Annotated in this window: 22 protein-coding genes; 18 read left to right on the top strand and 4 right to left on the bottom strand. The window is 63.5% G+C overall.

Annotation, left to right across the window (positions count from 1 at the left end; translation table 11 throughout):
- Positions 1-283: 283 nt before the first annotated feature.
- The 11 genes from LPJ38_RS24200 to LPJ38_RS24150 all read left to right on the top strand — a co-directional run bounded on the left by LPJ38_RS24200 (position 284) and on the right by LPJ38_RS24150 (position 5,777).
- Positions 284-616, top strand: coding sequence for a hypothetical protein (locus LPJ38_RS24200; protein ID WP_145633484.1), 333 nt, complete (start codon positions 284-286; stop codon positions 614-616).
- Entirely contained in the window at positions 609-1,286 is a 678-nt protein-coding gene (locus LPJ38_RS24195; protein ID WP_145633481.1) for a Rad52/Rad22 family DNA repair protein, read from the top strand. The genes LPJ38_RS24200 and LPJ38_RS24195 overlap by 8 nt, the downstream gene beginning before the upstream one ends.
- The gene (locus LPJ38_RS24190) at positions 1,286-1,603 is read left to right on the top strand and encodes a hypothetical protein (RefSeq protein ID WP_145633478.1); all 318 of its coding nucleotides are present in this window, start codon (positions 1,286-1,288) and stop codon (positions 1,601-1,603) included. The genes LPJ38_RS24195 and LPJ38_RS24190 overlap by 1 nt, the downstream gene beginning before the upstream one ends.
- Entirely contained in the window at positions 1,603-1,995 is a 393-nt protein-coding gene (locus tag LPJ38_RS24185; RefSeq protein WP_145633475.1) for a recombination protein NinB, read from the top strand. Before LPJ38_RS24190 ends, LPJ38_RS24185 begins: the two co-directional genes overlap by 1 nt.
- A complete protein-coding gene (locus LPJ38_RS24180; protein ID WP_145633473.1) occupies positions 1,992-2,342 on the top strand; it encodes a DUF968 domain-containing protein in 351 nt (116 codons plus the stop codon). Before LPJ38_RS24185 ends, LPJ38_RS24180 begins: the two co-directional genes overlap by 4 nt.
- Before the next feature lie 210 nt (positions 2,343-2,552).
- Positions 2,553-2,867 (top strand): hypothetical protein, encoded by a 315-nt coding sequence (locus LPJ38_RS24175; protein WP_145633470.1) that lies wholly within the window; start codon positions 2,553-2,555, stop codon positions 2,865-2,867.
- Positions 2,868-3,098: 231 nt separating this feature from the next.
- Positions 3,099-3,287, top strand: a complete 189-nt coding sequence (locus LPJ38_RS24170) for a hypothetical protein (RefSeq protein ID WP_145633467.1) — start codon at positions 3,099-3,101, stop codon at positions 3,285-3,287.
- Positions 3,284-3,556 carry a hypothetical protein gene (locus tag LPJ38_RS24165; RefSeq protein WP_145633464.1) on the top strand — a complete coding sequence of 91 codons (273 nt, stop codon included), beginning with the start codon at positions 3,284-3,286 and terminating at the stop codon, positions 3,554-3,556. Before LPJ38_RS24170 ends, LPJ38_RS24165 begins: the two co-directional genes overlap by 4 nt.
- Positions 3,553-3,732 carry a hypothetical protein gene (locus LPJ38_RS24160; RefSeq protein WP_145633461.1) on the top strand — a complete coding sequence of 60 codons (180 nt, stop codon included), beginning with the start codon at positions 3,553-3,555 and terminating at the stop codon, positions 3,730-3,732. The genes LPJ38_RS24165 and LPJ38_RS24160 overlap by 4 nt, the downstream gene beginning before the upstream one ends.
- Before the next feature lie 480 nt (positions 3,733-4,212).
- Positions 4,213-5,196 (top strand): tyrosine-type recombinase/integrase, encoded by a 984-nt coding sequence (locus tag LPJ38_RS24155; RefSeq protein WP_145633458.1) that lies wholly within the window; start codon positions 4,213-4,215, stop codon positions 5,194-5,196.
- A 233-nt stretch (positions 5,197-5,429) separates the two neighbouring features.
- Positions 5,430-5,777, top strand: a complete 348-nt coding sequence (locus LPJ38_RS24150) for a DUF6481 family protein (protein WP_145633455.1) — start codon at positions 5,430-5,432, stop codon at positions 5,775-5,777.
- Positions 5,778-5,903: 126 nt separating this feature from the next.
- Here the strand turns inward: LPJ38_RS24150 and LPJ38_RS24145 are convergent, their stop codons facing one another.
- Positions 5,904-6,146: a pentapeptide MXKDX repeat protein gene (locus tag LPJ38_RS24145; RefSeq protein ID WP_145633452.1), complete on the bottom strand. Its 243-nt coding sequence runs from the start codon at positions 6,144-6,146 to the stop codon at positions 5,904-5,906.
- A gap of 318 nt (positions 6,147-6,464) precedes the next feature.
- Between LPJ38_RS24145 and LPJ38_RS24140 the strand changes: the two genes are divergently transcribed.
- Genes LPJ38_RS24140 through LPJ38_RS24130 form a run of 3 tightly spaced genes read left to right on the top strand, consistent with a single transcriptional unit; the run spans position 6,465 to position 9,393 of the window.
- Positions 6,465-7,487: a TRAP transporter substrate-binding protein gene (locus tag LPJ38_RS24140; protein ID WP_145633450.1), complete on the top strand. Its 1,023-nt coding sequence runs from the start codon at positions 6,465-6,467 to the stop codon at positions 7,485-7,487.
- Positions 7,484-8,038: a TRAP transporter small permease gene (locus LPJ38_RS24135; protein WP_145633448.1), complete on the top strand. Its 555-nt coding sequence runs from the start codon at positions 7,484-7,486 to the stop codon at positions 8,036-8,038. Before LPJ38_RS24140 ends, LPJ38_RS24135 begins: the two co-directional genes overlap by 4 nt.
- Positions 8,035-9,393, top strand: coding sequence for a TRAP transporter large permease (locus LPJ38_RS24130; RefSeq protein WP_145633445.1), 1,359 nt, complete (start codon positions 8,035-8,037; stop codon positions 9,391-9,393). Before LPJ38_RS24135 ends, LPJ38_RS24130 begins: the two co-directional genes overlap by 4 nt.
- 100 nt (positions 9,394-9,493) lie before the next feature.
- Here the strand turns inward: LPJ38_RS24130 and LPJ38_RS24125 are convergent, their stop codons facing one another.
- Positions 9,494-10,177 carry a GntR family transcriptional regulator gene (locus LPJ38_RS24125; protein WP_145633443.1) on the bottom strand — a complete coding sequence of 228 codons (684 nt, stop codon included), beginning with the start codon at positions 10,175-10,177 and terminating at the stop codon, positions 9,494-9,496.
- Positions 10,178-10,384: 207 nt separating this feature from the next.
- Here LPJ38_RS24125 and LPJ38_RS24120 point away from each other — a divergent pair, with 207 nt between their 5' ends.
- From LPJ38_RS24120 to LPJ38_RS24105, 4 genes are all read left to right on the top strand, one after another.
- On the top strand, positions 10,385-10,993 hold the full coding sequence (locus tag LPJ38_RS24120; protein WP_145634499.1) for a TRAP transporter small permease: 609 nt from the start codon (positions 10,385-10,387) through the stop codon (positions 10,991-10,993).
- Positions 10,993-12,258: a TRAP transporter large permease gene (locus LPJ38_RS24115; RefSeq protein ID WP_145633440.1), complete on the top strand. Its 1,266-nt coding sequence runs from the start codon at positions 10,993-10,995 to the stop codon at positions 12,256-12,258. Before LPJ38_RS24120 ends, LPJ38_RS24115 begins: the two co-directional genes overlap by 1 nt.
- Before the next feature lie 23 nt (positions 12,259-12,281).
- Entirely contained in the window at positions 12,282-13,265 is a 984-nt protein-coding gene (locus LPJ38_RS24110; protein ID WP_145633437.1) for a TRAP transporter substrate-binding protein, read from the top strand.
- A gap of 76 nt (positions 13,266-13,341) precedes the next feature.
- Entirely contained in the window at positions 13,342-14,268 is a 927-nt protein-coding gene (locus LPJ38_RS24105; protein ID WP_145633435.1) for a dihydrodipicolinate synthase family protein, read from the top strand.
- Between the two features lie 105 nt (positions 14,269-14,373).
- On the opposite strand, the gene LPJ38_RS24100 is transcribed toward LPJ38_RS24105, so the two are convergent.
- Positions 14,374-15,285, bottom strand: coding sequence for a hydroxymethylglutaryl-CoA lyase (locus LPJ38_RS24100; protein WP_145633432.1), 912 nt, complete (start codon positions 15,283-15,285; stop codon positions 14,374-14,376).
- Between the two features lies 1 nt (position 15,286).
- Positions 15,287-17,290 (bottom strand): acetyl/propionyl/methylcrotonyl-CoA carboxylase subunit alpha, encoded by a 2,004-nt coding sequence (locus LPJ38_RS24095; protein WP_167520470.1) that lies wholly within the window; start codon positions 17,288-17,290, stop codon positions 15,287-15,289.
- Positions 17,291-17,294 lie beyond the last annotated feature (4 nt).

Below are 17,294 nucleotides of genomic sequence, written 5' to 3'. Positions count from 1 at the left end.
CATCATTGCGCTGACCGACCTTTCTTCTGAAACCGGAACTTGGCGCAAGGCCACCGATGAAATCACCTCCATCGTCATTGAGCGCTGGGCTCAGGACGACAAGGCACTGACTGAGAAGCAGCGCGCGTTCGTCGCCATGTGCAAGGGCGAGGCTTTCGCCAATGCCTTCAGGACGGAGGCTGCGTGATGCACAAGATCATCGAGGGCGCCTTCCTCGGCATCGGAATTTTCGTCGTCGGTTTCATTGTCGCATTCGCGATCTGAGCATCAAGAGGAGGATGTGATGGGCTTCATGTCGGAATACGATCTTCAGCTTCAGGAAATCGCACGCGTCATCCGTGACGAATGCGAACCCGGCACTCCCCAGCAGCTTGTCGAGGAACGCGTTCATAGGATGGCAGAGGAGATGACTGACCTCGCCATGCTGGCGCTGGACCCTGATCAGAAGCCCCTCCTCCAGCGTGAGGCCCGCGGGATTTCTCAGATCCTGCTCCGCGCCAAGCTGATCCTCTCGGTTTTCGAGGGCGAGGACATCGAGCAAATCCGCCGGCTGATCGTCGCGCTGGAGACCCCGAAGCGCCCGTTGGGCCAACTGAGTGTGGTTCGCAATGCCTAACTTCGAGACAGCCCAAGAGCTTTTCGATGAACTCTGCCGGCCCTTCGCTGCGGAGGAGATCGAGTGGCGCATCGGCAGCACCAACGCCGATAAGACCAAGGGCATGGCGCTTGCGTACATGGACGCCCGCGCCGTCATGGATCGCTTCGATGCGGTCTGCGGTCCCGATGGATGGCAGTGCAACTACACGATGGCCGGCGCGATTGCGATCTGCAACATCGGCGTTCTGATGCCGTCAGACCGCTGGATCTGGAAGGCGGATGGGGCCGGCGCCACTGACGTTGAGGGCGAGAAGGGCATGCTTTCCGATGCCTTGAAGCGCGCCGCTGTGCGTTGGGGCGTCGGCCGCTACCTCTACGAGATGGACTCGCCATGGGTGGCGATCGTCCAGCGCGGCAAGTCCTCGTTCCTGGCTGACGGCGTCCGCAAGGAGCTGGACAAGGTCCATGAGGACTTCTGTCTCAAGGCGGGCTGGGGCCTGAGAGCTGGCCGCGTCGCCTACTCGTTCGCCAACCAGGTCGTGAAGCACTTTGTAACCGACGCCCTCGCGGCGGCGGAGTTGCGTGAGCGTAACGCCGGCACCATCGCTCAGATGCCGGTGGCAATGAGGAAGCATCTCAACGACACGCTGGACCGCATCGGCGCCAGCAGAGCAGAGGCAGCAGAATAATGGCTTACGACAATACCAACCGCGGCTCGATCTGGCCTAACAAGAAGAAGCGGCCGGACAAGCAGGACGCGGACTTCACTGGCTCGCTCAACGTCAACGGCGTCGAGTACTGGGTGAACGCCTGGAAGCGCAAGGAAGGCGCGTCGGCGGATGCTCCATCGCTATCCTTCACGGTGCGGGCGAAGGATGCGCAAGGCGAGCAGCCGGCGCCGACGACGCAGCGAGCGGCCCCTACCCGCCCCGATCCGATTTCGACTGGCCGTCCGCGGAATGCTGACATGGACGACGACATCCCCTTCGCTCCCGAGTTTCGCTGATGACCCGCGCCGTGATCGTCCTGACCCAGGATACCGAACGCCAGAAGGCCGCCCGCTGGGCTGCGCAGCTCCCGCCGGGAACGCGCGTCGAGTTCAAGGCTCCGAAGCGCTCGCTTCCTCAGAACGATCGCATGTGGGCCATGCTGACCGATCTTGCCTCGCAAGTGAAGTGGCATGGACTTCGGCTGACCGCTGACGACTGGAAGCTCATCTTCCTAGATGCGCTCAAGCGTGAACTCCGCATGGTGCCGAACCTCGACGGAAATGGCTTCGTGAGCCTGGGCCGGTCATCCTCCGATCTCTCCAAGGCTGAGATGACAGACCTGATCGACCTGATCAGTGCATTCGGCGCCAACCGTGGCGTGGTGTTTCACGATGGAGTGCAGGAATGAGACAGCGCCAGCCCCGCGTCCATGACGACGGACACCTGGATTTCATCCGCTCGTTGCCCTGCGTTATGTGCGGCAACGATACCGCGACCGAAGCGGCTCACTTGCGAGTTGGAAGCCTTCGCTACGGCAAGAAGCCAACCGGGATGCAGCAGAAGTCAGACGACAAGTGGGCTCTCCCGTTGTGTGGCCGCTGCCATCGCCAGCAGCACGAGGGCAACGAGCTCGAGTTCTGGCTGAACCAAGGGGTAAACCCCTTTGTGCTCGCGATGTCGCTGCACAACGCGACGGGCGATCACGAGGCGGCAATGGAAGTGCTCAAGGAGCAAGCGAGGCATGTATTCGCATGAAGATCAAGCCCGCCGACATTTGGCTGATATCGCTCCTCGCAATGCTGATCGTTGGAGTTCTCGGCGTAGCGATCACGGGAGACGCGCGCTGGCTCGGGTTGGCTGTTCTGCCGTGCATTGTGTATGCGAAGTGGTTTCGGATTTAACGCACCGTCTCACACAGCAGATATGAGCGTGCGTAAACCCCTTAAAATATAGGAGATTTTTGACATGGCGAAGGTAGTGAAGAAGGCAGGTTTGACCACCAATGTAGAACTCAATCGCTGGTGCATCGAGATGGCGATGAGATGGCCGACGATCACAAGGGGTGGCTTCGGAAGCAGACCAATGAGGGTTATTGTCAACGACGGTCATTCGCAGGTCGCGGGCTTCATCACGTGGAAGCGGCTTGCTAACGAACTGTTCCGAGAAGGCCGCGAGATCAAGCCGAACGAGCAGATCGTAACGTTCGAGATCAGCGAGCGCGGGATCAACTACTTCGTGCAGACGATCACTTCAACGGAGCGAACCGATGCCCGTGATTAGGTGCTACGTCGACGACGAGACGATGCGGATTCTGGAAGCCGCTTCCACAGACCTTGGGCGCGAGGTCGACCAATTGGCGGAGGCGGCCATTTCGGAGGCCGCGATCCGATACAAGGTCGACCGCATGCCAGCAATCCCTCCGCATGTGCGGGAGGCTGTTGCTCGAAAAATACGACGTGACGCGCAGGCCCGAGCATCTTTCCCATGTTCGACAACCTACGGAGCCCTGAAATGGAAATGATCAACCGCTGCCTTGAGATCACCGAAGCCAAGCGTGAAGCGTTGGAAGCGTTCGACAAACGCAAGCGGATGCTTGAGGAGCGCGCCATGTGGCGTGAGCAGCGCGGCCCTGAGTGGGGCAATCGCAAGCAGCGACGCCGTGAAGCTGCGCTCGCCAAGAAAGAGCGGGTGACGCTGTGACGGAGCGTCTTGGCGACGGCCCGATCTCGCAGCAGTATCGCGAGCAGATGAACGCTATTGCGAGCGTCCTGGACGAGACGTTCAATGGCGAGGCAAGGGGAGCCGCGCGCAGTACCGGCTTCGTCTTGCTTGTCTTCCCATTTGGGACCGCTGATGGCGCTCGCTGCAATTTCATCTCAAACGGGGCTAACCGCAAAGACGTGGTGGCGCTGATGCGCGAGATGATCGCCCGATTTGAGGGTCAGCCGGAAATAAAGGGCACAGCATGAGCGAGCACATTTCAGACTGGAAGCCGCGATGGCAATGCGCCGTTAGACAGCGGAAACTTGCCAGTGCGGAGATTGCCCAGGATTGCGATTGGCCTTTCTGCGGCTGCGATCCCTATGCCGACAAGGTTTTAGACGCCATTGCGGAAAGCGGGCTCAAGATCGTGAAGGCGGACTGATGGTCCAGAACAATTGGCTGCCGCAATGTCAAGATTGCGGTCCACACCATCCGACGATTGACAGGCTTGTTCCCGCTCTTGGATCTGAGTGGATTGCGAGATGCCGGATTTGCAAAATCGATGTGCGGTCCGCCGACAAGGCGGAATGTCTCCGGCTATTCGCTGACAGACGCTCTCACATTCACGATGTGCAAGCCACTACGGAAAATCTTGAGCGATGAAAGCGGCGTGCCGTTGAAATTGCTCGGTGGAGTCAGTCAGTTTTTGTTTTCTTAGTTCTTCGGTCGAAACGAAATTCTGGTAGAATTAGCGCATGACACTTCCTGAGTGCATAACCCCCGCAGAGTTCGCCAGCCGCTACGGTTGGTCAGAGAGGCGCGTGCGTAGCTTGGCCAGGCAGCTTGGCGCCGGCCGGGTTCTGGGCAATCGTATGGTGCTCCTGCCCGAAGACGTGGACACAATCCTAGAGGCGACCAAACCATGCCCCTCAAAATCTATCGACGTAAGGGAAGCCCTGTCTGGCACTATCGGGGAACGCTTGCCGGACATCGACTCCGCGGCTCTACTCGCACATCTAACAAAGAAACCGCCCAAGAGGCCGCAGCCAAGGTCGAAGACGAGTTCTGGAAACATCGTCTCCATGGGCCGGAAGCGGTCCTGACCTTCCCCAAGGCGGCTGCCATCTACCTCGGCGCCGGCAAGCCGCAGCGCTTCATCGCGAAGGTGGTGAAGTATTGGGGTGACGCGAAGGTCAAGGACATCACATCTGGCGCCATCCAGCAGGCGGCGGTTGACCTCTACCCTGATGCCACCAACGCGACCCGCAACAGGTGTGTGATCGTGCCGACCCAAGCCATCATCAACCATTGCGCCGAGCGCAGCCTGTGCCCGCCGATCCGGGTCCGGCGGTTCAAGGTCGAGACGAAGGTGAAGAAGCCGGCCACGCTGGAGTGGGTGACGAAGTTCCGCGCACACGCCCCGGCCGAGCTCGGAGCCCTAGCCATGTTCATGTTCGCGACCGGCGCCAGGATCTCGGAGGCGCTGGCTGTCGAGTGGGAGGATGTCGATCTCAAGCGCCGGGTGGTGCTGATCCGCCAGACCAAGATCGGCGAGGAGCGCGAGGCGCACCTGCCCGTCGATCTGTTCATTGCGATGGCAAACCTGCCGCGGGAGCAGAAGCCGTTCCCTTGGCCCTACAAGATGGCCGCGTGGCGGGCTTGGGAGCGCGTCTGTGTGCTGGCCGGCATCGAGGCCCTGACGTTCCATAGCTGCCGCCATGGCTTTGCTACGGGGCTCCTGCACCGCGGCGTGGACCCGGTGACGGTCGCCAAGCGCGGCGGCTGGAAGACCCCGGCGCACGTATTCGCGACCTACGGTCACGCGCGGGAAGACAAGAAGGTGACCGATCTACTTTTTGACACGCCGGCTGACACAGCCAAACGTCAAAGCGAAGAAAACCAATAGCTTACCGGCAATTCTGCCGACCTTATGAGGGAAATCACAATTCGGCAGTTTTTTCGGGCTACGAGAGATCGTCGGGGGGCGATTTTTCGTTGACCTGATCGGCTGCGATTATGGGTGGCTTCGCGACGCGCGCCGATGTACACGCTTCTACGTCGCGTGGCGCCTGCTATGCCCAGCCGACGTACCAACTGCCAGTGATGTAGGACCGAAAGCGAGGAAGACAAGGCTCGTCGATGAGTGGATTCAGGGAACCCGGCTTTGCAGACCGGCAAAAGGCGGCACAGGACGCCCGCAAAAATCTTTTGAACAAGTTCAAATCGCAACCGGGTCCCGATGATCCCGCGGTGGCGGCGAAGCGCGCCGAACGCGAGGCCCTCGCGGCCAAGCGCGCCGAGGCGAAGGCTGCGCGCGACGCCGAAAAAGCCGAGCAGAAGCGCCTTGAGGAAGAAGCCAAGGCCGCCGAGGCTGCGCGGATTACGCGCGAGGCCGAGGAAGCTGAAGCTCAGCGCGCTGCGCTCGAAGCCGAGCAAAAGGCCAAGCGCGACGCCCGTTATGCGGCCCGCAAGGCCAAGCGCAAGTAACGCTCGAAATTTACGTTCAATTGAAATTGAACTGAAGTGCCATTCCGGGGCGGTCCATTGGCGACCGCGCCCGGAATTCGAGATCGCGCGCCCGGTCGGAGCCGGCACGGCGCAACGCGGACGGAATCAGTTCTTCTTCATCATCCCGTCGTCTTTCTTCATCCCGTCCTTCGACATGTGATCCTTTTTCATGCCGTCGTCCTTGGACATGGTATCCTTCTTCATGGCGTCCTTGGACATCGTGTCCTTCTTCATCATGCCGTCGTCCTTGCCCATCTTGTCCTGAGCAAAAGCGGCCGACGACAGCGCGAGGCCAAGCGACAGAGCGGCAGCCGAAACGCCGAGCACGATGCGGGTGCGAATGGTCATGAGCAGTCTTCCCTTCGAGATAGTGTTTGTCAGCGACGGATGCCGCTATCCTGTCTCGACGAATGGTCGCGCGGCGTTGTTACGTGCCTCTCGACAAATTTATGCGACCCGCTGCCGTTTTTCGCTCGACACAGCCTTGCGCTGATCGAAAGTGTGCAGCGCAGCACAACCGGCACTTGCCGCGGCACTCTGTCTCGAACTATCAGATGAGAGATCATCGGATGGAGACCGGCTTGGACCGGCCACGCGGTCTCGAAGAACCCAGCCCAAATCAACTCCGCCAAGAACACTCCGAGAAACGCCCAAGGGGACCACACCATGCTCACGCGCCGCCACCTCCTCGCGACCGCCGTCGCCGCGCCCGCCATTCTCCGCGTCGGCACCGGTACGGCGCAGGCCGCCACCACGCTGAAGATCTCGCACCAATTCCCGGGCGGCACCATCGACAAGGGCGACTTCCGCGACCGGCTCTGCCGCATGTTCGCTGCAGAGATTGCAAAGCGCAGCAATGGCGACATCGCCGCCGAGATCTATCCGAACTCCTCTCTGATCAAGACCAACGCGCAGTTCTCCGCGATGCGCAAGGGCGCGCTGGACATCAGCCTCTATCCGATGCCCTATGCCGGCGGCGAAGTGCCGGAGACCAATATCGGCCTGATGCCGGGTCTCGTGACCACCTACGACCAGGGCCTGCGCTGGAAGAAAGAGCCGGTCGGCAAGGCTCTGACCGACTTCCTCGCCGACAAGGGCATCATCCTGCTCACCTGGGTCTGGCAGGCCGGCGGCGTCGCCAGCCGCTCCAAGCCGATCGTCGCGCCTGAGGACGCCAAGGGCCTGAAGGTGCGCGGCGGCTCGCGCGAGATGGACATGGTGCTCCAGACCGCCGGTGCTTCGGTGCTGTCGGTGCCCTCGAACGAAATCTACGCCGCGATGCAGACCGGCGCCTGCGATGCCGGCATCACCTCCTCGACCAGCCTGATCTCGTTCCGCCTCGAAGAGGTCGCGAAGTCGCTGACATCAGGGGCCGGCGCCTCCTATTGGTTCATGCTCGAGCCGCTGATGATGTCGAAGGCGATCTTCGACAAGCTGCCGAAGAACCATCAGGACATCCTGCTCGCGGTCGGCACCGAGCTCGAAGCCTTCGGCCGCAAGGGCGCGCAGGATGACGACGTCGAGGTCGCCAAGGTCTACGAGAAGGCCGGCGCCAAGGTCTCGGCGCTCGACGCGGCGACCGTCGGCAAGTGGCGCGACATCGCCCGCGACACGGCCTGGAAGGACTACGCCGCCAAGACCGCGACCGCTGCGAACCTGCTCAAGCTCGCCAACGACGTCGCGGCATGAGTCACGGTCCGCTTCCGGATCGTGATGACCAGCCGAACACTGCCGCAGGGACCGGCCTTGCGGCGGCGATCGATCGCGGTCTCGCCATCCTCAACAGCATCATCGTCGTGTTCGCCGCGATCGCACTGGTCGCGGCCTGTGCGATCCTGAGTTACAGCGTGCTCAGCCGCGCACTGTACAAGGCCGCGAACTACTGGCAGGACGAGGCCGCCGTGTTCCTGCTGGTCGGCGCGACCTTCATGACGGCGGCCTATGTGCAGCAGCATCGCGGGCACATCGGCATCGAGGCGTTCGTCGGCCTGCTCTCGCCGCTCGCAAACAGGGTCCGGCTCTGGCTGGTCGATGCCGCCACGTTCCTGTTCTGCGCCTTCTTCACCTGGAAATCCTGGACGCTGGCGCACGAAGCCTATGTCGACGGCCAGGTCTCCAACTCGATGTGGTCGCCGCCTCTCGCCATTCCCTACACCCTGATGGCGCTCGGGATGAGCCTGCTCTGCATCCAGATCCTCGTGCAGCTTGCGCTGCCTTTCGCCGGAGCCAAGCGGCCATGAGCGTTCTCGGTATCGGCGTCGCCTACGGGATCGTGACGCTGCTCGTGATGTTTTCGGGCATGCCCATCGCGTTCGCACTCGGCGCGGTCGCGGTCGCCTTCATGGCCATCTACATGCCCGCCGCGTCGCTCGATACGGTGACGCAGAACGTCTACGAGGAAATGGCCTCGATCACGCTGTTGTCGATCCCGCTGTTCATCTTGAAGGGCGCTGCGATCGGCAAGTCGCGCGCGGGACAGGATCTCTATTCGGCGCTGCATGCCTGGCTGCATCGCGTGCCCGGCGGCCTCGGCGTTGCCAACGTGTTCGCCTGCGCGCTGTTCGCGGCGATGGCGGGGTCTTCGCCCGCGACCTGCTCGGCAATCGGCTCGGCCGGCATCCCCGAGATGCGCAAGCGCGGCTATTCCGGCGGCTTTGCCGCCGGCATCATCGCCGCCGGCGGTACGCTCGGCATCCTGCTGCCGCCCTCGATCACCATGATCCTGTTCGCGGTCGCCGCCGAAAAGTCGCTCGGGCGGCTGTTCCTCGCCGGCATCGGGCCCGGCCTTCTGCTTGTCTTCCTGTTCGGCGCCTATGCCGTGATCCGCTTCCGTCAGGAATATGCTGCCGCCGAACTGGCCTACAAGAACGGCGGACCGGAGGCGCCGATCCTGCATCGTGACGAGTACACGCTCGCCGAACGCTTCAGCGTGCTGCCGCGCGTGATCCCGTTCGTGCTGCTGCTCACCGGCGTCATGATCGCGCTCTATGGCGGCTACGCCACGCCGTCGGAAACCGCCGGCCTCGGCGGCCTGCTGGCGCTGGCGCTGATCGCCGCGATCTACAGCGTGTGGCGGCCGAGCGACCTCGCTCCCATCATGAAGTCGACGATCCGGGAATCGACCATGCTGATGATGATCATCGGCATGTCGCTGCTCTATTCCTACGTGATGAGCTATCTGCACATCTCGCAATCGGTGGCCGAAGCCATCGTCGCGATGCACCTGCCGCGCTGGGAGCTGCTGTTTGCGATCCTCGTCATGGTCGTCGTGCTCGGCTTCTTCCTGCCCCCGGTCTCGATCATCCTGATGACCGCGCCGATCATCCTGCCGCCGCTCCGCGCCGCCAATTTCGACATCATCTGGTTCGGCGTGGTCATGACCATCGTGATGGAGATGGGGCTGATCCACCCGCCGGTCGGCCTCAACATCTTCGTCATCCGCAACGTCGCGCCGGACATCCCCTTGCGCGAGGTGATCTGGGGCACCCTGCCCTTCGTGCTCCTGATGATGCTGGCGGTGCTGCTGCTGTGCTTCGTGCCGGGGATCTCGACCTGGCTTCCGGATCTGGTGATGGGGCCGGACGGGAGCAGATAGTGGTCACCGGCGCCGTAGGGTGGATTAGCTGAAGGCGTAATCCACCTCTTCTGCCGCTGCGGAAACGAACAGCGGTGGGTTACGCCTTCGGCTAACCCACCTACGAAACCTCCCTTCGCCGCCCCTTCGGCGCGCTCGCCACGACCTGCAGTAGATCCTTGCGCACGGCTTCGATGTGCCGCTCCAGGAAGCGGCAGGCTTCCTCGACCTTCTCCGCGCGGCAGAGCGCGATCAGCTGAGCGTGCTCCTTCTCGGCAGTGCCCATCGCCTTGGTATTGGAGAGCTGGAGGCGCGTATAGCGGTCGCTGGTCTGGAGCAGCGACAGCACGATCGTGCGGGTGCGCGGCTGCGGGGCGTGGACGTAGAGCGCCATGTGGAAGTCGGCGTTGAGCTGGCCCCACTCGCTGACGTTTCTCGCCTTGATCGCCTTCTCGAAGCTCTTGTGGATGTCGTCGAGCCCCTCGAAATCCCCTGCCGTGAATCGCGGCGCCGATTGCGCCAGCAATCGCGGCTCCAGGATGCGGCGCAGGTCGAACACGTCGTTGATCTCGTCCAGCGACAGCTCCGAGACGATGGCGCCCTTCTGCGGAACGATCCGCACCAGACCTTCCGCCTCCAGCTGAAACAGCGCTTCGCGCACGGGAATGCGGCTGACGCCATAGGCTTCGCCGAGCGCATCCTGGCGCAGTTGCGATCCAGCCGGATAGGTGCCGTCGAGGATCGCCTGCCGGAGCTGGTCGACGATCGCGGCCGACAAGGTGCGATGCTTCAGAGGCGCTTTCATCTAACCTTCCGTCTTCTTTCCCCGACTCATCCAGCCGAAGCGGTCCCTGTCTTGCATGGTGGGCCCATCACGTCCCGGCAAAAGCGCGTGCACGCCGCGACGGGAGCCGCAATCTCCATTTGACACCCCAAATGTATAAATTATACATTTGGCAATCGCACGACAAATCTTGCGGGCAATGGGGCCTTCTTCATGATCGAGCAGACGATGCCGGCGACGCGCGCCTTCGGCCTCCGACGGATGGTCATCGGGGCCTCGAGCATCCTGCTCGCGGTCGAGCGCCTCGCGCTGATGGGGCTGATGTACCTGCTCACGGGCTTGATCCTGGTGAATGTCGTCACCCGCTACTCGCACTTCCCGATCTACTGGATCGATGAATCCGCGGTCTATTGCGTGGTGTGGTTGACCTTCATCGGGGCGTCCGCGATGACGCGACTGCGGCTCGATTTCGCGGTGACCATGCTGACGGAACGGCTTTCACCCCAGCATCAAAGGCTCGCCAAGGTGATCTCGACCGGCCTCGTCGTCGTGTTCGGCGTCGCCCTGATCGTGACCTGCGTGCTCTGGATGGACCCCGTCGGGCTCGCCCGCGCCGGGTTTGACGGCCGCAAGCTCGCGGCCGAGACCTTCAACTTCCTCTACACCGAGCGCACCCAGACGCTGAACTGGCCGACCTGGGTGCTTTACCTGACGCTGCCGATCTTCGCGGTATCGATGACCGTTCACGGCCTCGCCAATCTGCTGGAAGATCTCGAGCTGGTCGCGCGCACCGCACCGAAAGGCTTTCAGCTGTCCGAGCTGGACGGGGTCAACTGATGATCACGTCGGCGGCCTTCATGGCGTTCATGCTGGTCGGTGTGCCGATCGGCCTCTGCCTGTGCCTCGCGGGCCTCGTCTATATCGCAGCATCCGGCAATCCGGTTCTGTTCCAGTCCTATCCGCTCCAGCTGTTCGGCGGTGTCGACAGTTACGGCCTGATCGCCATCCCGCTGTTCATCCTGATCGGCGAGATCATGAACGGCGGCGGCATCACTCGGCGCATCGTCGATATGGCAATGGCCTTCGTCGGCTCGCTCAAGGGCGGGCTCGCCTACGTCAACATCCTCGCCAACATGTTCATCTCCTCGATCCTGGGCTCGGCGACGGCGCAGGTCGCGATCATGGCCCAGATCATGGTGCCGGAGATGGAGAAGAAGGGTTACGACAAGACCTTCGCGGCCGGCCTCACCGCCTATGGCGGCATGCTCGGCCCGATCATCCCGCCCTCGGTGATGTTCGTGGTCTACAGCGTGCTGGCGCAGGTCTCGGTCAGCGACATGCTGATTGCCGGCATCGTACCGGGCGTGATCCTGACGGTGATGTTCTGCCTCGTCATCGCGCTGATGGGATACGTCTACAACTATCCGCGCGCGGACCATCAGACGCCGCGCCAGCGCATCATGACGATCCTGCGGACGTCTCCGACGCTGCTGATTCCGATCGTCATCGTCGGCAGCATCCTCGGCGGCCTCGCCAACGCGACCGAATCCGCGGCCGTCGGCGCCGTCGCCGCCGCACTGGTCGGAAAATTCTGGACCAGGGAGTTCGAGTTCTCCCAGCTGCCGCAGATGATGCTGCGCAGCGCCATCTATTCGGCGATCGTGCTGTTCCTGGTCGCGGCCGCGGCCGTGTTCTCCTGGGTGCTGATCTTCGGCAAGGTGCCGCAGGAGACTGCCGCCTGGATCCAGACCGTTGCCAAGGACCCGGTCAGCTTCATGCTGATCTGCAACGTCATCCTGCTGGTGATCGGCACAGTGATCGACGGCATTCCCGGCCTGATCATGACGGTGCCGATCCTGTTGCCGGTCGCGACCGAGGTCTATCACATCGATCCCCGGCAGTTCGGCGTCGTGGTGGTGATCAACCTCGTGCTCGGCCTGCTGTCGCCGCCGGTCGGGCTCTGCTTCTTCGTTGCGGCCGCGGTCACCGGTGCCAAGCCCGGCAAGATGTTCATGGTGACGCTGCCCTTCTTCGTCATCTCCTGCGTCCTCCTTGTTCTGCTCTCGCTCTATCCCTCGCTCTCGCTGATCCTCGTCAAATAGACCCATCCGAAAGGAGCCCGACCATGCCGCTGTCTCGCCGCCGCTTTCTCGCCGCCAGTGCCGCCGCCTCGGTGTTCGCACCATCGCTGGCGCTCGCCCAGGCCAAGGAATTCCGCCTCGGCCTGATCACGCCGAACGGCCATTCCTGGAACAAGGCCGCGCTCAAATTCGGCGATGAGCTCAAGGCTGCCACCAACGGCCGCCTGACATTGACGGTGTTCCACTCCGGCCAGCTCGGCAACGAGCCCGCGATGATGCAGCAATTGCAGTCCGGCGCGCTCGACATGGGCTTCATCCAGGCCGCCGAGCTCGGCTCGCGCGTGCCGCACATCGCCGCGATCAACGCGCCCTACATCGTCCGCTCGACGCCGGCGGTGGCGAAATTCGTGCGGCATCCGGCGGCGGTGAAGCTGTTCGACGTGCTGCCGCAGGAGACCGGCACCATCGGGCTCGGCTGGGGCATCACCGGCATGCGCGCGGTGTTCTCCTCCAAGGACCTGAACACGCTCGCCGACATCAAGGGCATGAAGCTCCGCATCAACCCAACACCGGTCTATCGCGACTTCTATTCCTCGCTCGGCGCGGCGCCGACGCCGATCCCGACGCCGCAGGTGTTCGACGCCATGGCCAACGGCCAGGTCGACGGCCTCGAGGCCGATCTCGAATTCTCCTGGAACCAGCGCTTCGACAAGGTGTCGAAGGTGATCCTGCAGATGAACGCCGTCTTCATGCCGATGGCGGCGGTCGTCTCCGGCCGCGTCTGGCAGTCGCTCCCCGCAGCCGACCGCGAGCTGATCACCAAGTCGATCAAGTCGACCCTGGACGCGCAGATCGACGAGCTTGCCGGCAACGAGCCCGCGCTGATCGAGAACTTCAAGAAAGCGCCGATCCCGATCCGCCAGGTCGATGCCAAGGACACCGAGGCCGTCATCGCCGAGTTCGACAAGATCTGGCTGCCGAAGGCTCCTGTTCTCGCCGAGCTGCGCAAGGTTGGCGCGACGCTCTGACCCCCATCGATTCCCTTCACGTCAATGCCCGGCGAATCGAACGATCCGCCGGCACAATTCCAATCGGAGCCAAACAATGAGCCCACGCATCTCCTGGGAAGGCGTCTTCCCGGCCGTCACCACCCAATTCAACGACGACCTGTCGCTCAACATCGATGCGACCGCCAAGGTCATGGACGGGTTGATCCGCGACGGCGTCTCCGGCCTGATCGTCTGCGGGTCGGTCGGCGAGAACACCTCGCTGGAGCGCAACGAGAAGGTCGCGATCATGGAGACCGCGAAGTCGGTCGCGAACGGCCGCGTCCCCGTGCTGTGCGGCATCGCCGAGTTCACCACCGCCTTTGCCGTCGAGACCGCCAAGGAAGCCGCGCGCGTCGGCATCGACGGCGTGATGGTGATGCCGGCGCTGGTCTATTCCTCGAAGCCGCACGAGACTGCTGCGCATTTCCGCGCCGTCGCCAGCGCCACCGACCTGCCGGTGATGCTCTACAACAATCCGCCGATCTACAAGAACGACGTCACGCCGGACATCCTGGCCTCGCTCGCGGACGTCGAGACCGTGGTCTGCTTCAAGGATTCCTCGGGCGACACGCGGCGTTTCATCGACACCCGCAACATGGTCGGCGACCGCTTCGTCCTGTTCGCGGGCCTCGACGACGTCATCGTTGAGAGCGTCGCCATGGGCGCCGTGGGCTGGGTCTCTGGCATGTCGAACGCCTTCCCGCGCGAAGGCGAGACGCTGTTCCGCCTCGCCAAGGCGGGACGCTTTGCGGAGGCGATGCCGCTCTACGAATGGTTCATGCCGCTCCTGCATCTCGACGCACGGCCGGACCTCGTCCAGTGCATCAAGCTGTGCGAGCACATCATGGGCCGCGGCACCGCGCTGACCCGTCCGCCGCGCCTCGCGCTATTGCCGCAGGAGAAGGCCGAGGTCGAAGCCATGATGGCGAAGGCGCTCAAGAACCGGCCGCGCCTGCCGGATGTCGGCCTGAGGGCGGCTTGAAAACTCTCTCAGTCGTCATTGCGAGGAGCCCTTGCGACGAAGCAATCCAGACTGCCGCTGCGGAAAGATTCTGGATTGCTTCGCTTCGCTCGCAATGACGGAGAATTAGGAAGCCGCCCTCTTCTTCTTGGCGTTCAGCGCGGAAGCCACGCGGCTCACGGGCGGCTTGCCCAGCACGCGGCTCATCTCGTTCGTCGCAGCCAACAGCCGGTCCATGTCGACGCCGGTGCGGATGCCCATGCCTTCGAGCATGTAGACGACGTCTTCGGTCGCGACGTTGCCCGTCGCGCCCGGCGCATACGGACAGCCGCCGAGGCCTCCCGCGGCGGCATCGATGACGCGCACGCCCTCCTCCATCCCCGCATAGAGATTGGCGAGCGCCTGGCCATAGGTGTCGTGGAAATGCATCGCGAGCTTGGCTGCGGGGATGTTCGCGCTGACCGCGCGCAGCATCTCCTTCGCCTTGGCAGGTGTGCCGACGCCGACGGTATCGCCGAGCGAAATCTCGTAGCAGCCGAGCCCGAACAGCGTACTCGCGAGATCGGCCACTGCCTTCGGCTTGATCGCGCCGTCGAAGGGACAGCCGAGCACGCAGGAGATATAGCCGCGCACGGGCACGCCGTCAGCCTTGGCACGTGCCAGCACCGGCCTGAACCGCTCGATGGACTCCGCGACCGTGCAGTTGATGTTCGCCCGCGAAAAGCCCTCCGAGGCCGCCGCGAACACGGAAACGACTTTGGCGCCGGCGGCGCGCGCGGCGTCGTAACCCTTCTCGTTCGGGACCAGCACGTGGAATTCGGCGTTGGTCACGTGGGCAACGCCACGCAGCACGGCATCCGAGCTCGCCATCTGCGGGATCGCCTTGGGCGAGACGAACGCGCCGACCTCGACCGTATCGAGCCCAGCTCCGACCAGCGCCTCGATGAAGGCGATGCGGGCCTCGACGCTGACGGGCGTCTTCTCGTTCTGGAGGCCGTCGCGCGGCCCCATCTCGATGATGCGCACGGAATCGCTCATGTCACTCTCCGGACGGCTCGACCACGGCGAGCTCTATGCCCTCCTGCACGATGTCGCCGACCTTGCATTTGACGGATTTCAGCACGCCGGCATAGGGCGCGCGCAGCGTCTGCTCCATCTTCATGACTTCGAGGGTCAGGATGGGCGCGCCCTTCTCCAGCTTGGCCCCCTCCTCGGCGAGCACGGCGACGACGGTGCCCGGCAGCGGCGCCGCGATCTTGTCCTCGCCGGTCTGCTCCTCGCTCTCGCCGCCGAACGGATCGACCCAATGCAGGTCGAAGCGGCCGTTGCGGGTGCGCAAATACAGCTCATGACCATCGATCACGGCCGCGACGGACGATTTGACGCCGTCCAGCGTCAGGTCGAAGCCGCCCTCTTTCGTAGCGATCGCGAACGCCAGCTCGCGCTCGCCGATCACCAGCGTCGAGGGACCGCTGCCGTAGTTGAGCGAAATCTTCTGCTCGGGCCCGTGGCCAACCCGGAAGGCAAAATTGCGCTGGCGGCGGCCGACCGGCTGCCAGCCGAAGGTCTGCCAGGGCGAGTTCGCCTGCGCATGCGCGGCCTGCTGCTCCGCGTTGACGATGGCGGCGACCGCAGCACAGAGCTCGAGCTCGCCGGGGGCCGGCGATGCGGATGTCAGCACCGCCAGCTCGCGCTCGATGAAGCCGGTGTCGATCGCGTTGGTCCGCACCTTCGGATGGGTCATCAGCGCCGACAGGAAGGGGATGTTGGTGACGATGCCGCGAACGTCGGATACCTCCAGCCCGCGGTTCAGGCGGTCGATCGCGACATCGCGCGTCGGCGCCCAGGCGATCATCTTGGCTAGCATGGCGTCGTAATACGGCGACACCGTATCGCCCTCGCGATAGCCGGCATCGATGCGCAAGCCCCCCGTCTCCGCTGGCAGCCGCCAGGTGGAGATCCTGCCGACCGACGGCATGAAGTTCTTGGTCGGGTTCTCGGCGTAGACGCGTGCCTCGACGGCGTGGCCGTTGAGCTTGATCTCGTCCTGCTTGAGCGGCAGCGCTTCCCCGAAGGCGACGCGCAGCTGCCATTCGACCAGGTCGATGCCGGTGATCAGCTCGGTCACGGGGTGCTCGACTTGGAGACGCGTGTTCATCTCGATGAAGAACACGTCCTTGCCGTCGGAGACGAATTCGATGGTGCCGGCACCGACATAGTTCACCGCGCCCGCCGCCTTGCGCGCCGCGGCGCAGACGGTTTCGCGTTGCGCCGCGTTGAGCGTCGGCGACGGCGCCTCCTCGATCACCTTCTGGTGCCGGCGCTGCAGCGTGCATTCGCGCTCGAACAGCGAGAGCAGATTGCCGTGGCTGTCGCCGATCACCTGCACTTCGATATGCCGGGGATTGTCGACATATTTCTCGATCAGCATGCGGTCGTCGCCGAACGCAGCCTTGGCCTCGCGCTTGGCGCTGACGATTGCAGGTCCCAGCTCGTCCGCCGAGCGCACGATGCGCATGCCGCGCCCGCCGCCACCGGCGGAGGCCTTCACCAGGATCGGGAATCCGATCTTGTCCGCAGCCTTGGAAAGCGTCGCCTCGTCCTGGGCCTCGCCGTGATAGCCGGGCACCAGCGGCACGCCGGCCTTCTCCATCAGCGCCTTCGAGCCGGACTTCGAGCCCATCGCATTCATCATCTCGGCGGTCGGACCGACGAAGACGAGCCCTGCATCGAGGCAGGCCTGCGCGAACTCGGCATTCTCCGACAGGAAGCCGTAGCCGGGATGCACGGCTTCCGCGCCGGTCTTGCGCGCGGCCTCGATCAGCCGCTCGATGTTGAGGTAGCTGTCGCGCGCCCGCGCGGGCCCGAGCAGCACCGCCTCATCGGCAAGCGCGACATGCATCGCATCGCGATCGGCTTCGGAATAGACCGCGACCGTACGCAGCCCCATGGCGCGCGCGGTGCGGATGACGCGGCAGGCAATCTCGCCACGGTTGGCGATCAGGAGCGTGCGGAAACGCCGGTAGAGCTTTGAGCGGTCCATCGCA

Source organism: Bradyrhizobium daqingense, assembly GCF_021044685.1.
Lineage (GTDB): Bacteria > Pseudomonadota > Alphaproteobacteria > Rhizobiales > Xanthobacteraceae > Bradyrhizobium > Bradyrhizobium daqingense.
This window is presented reverse-complemented; position numbering and strand designations above follow the sequence as displayed.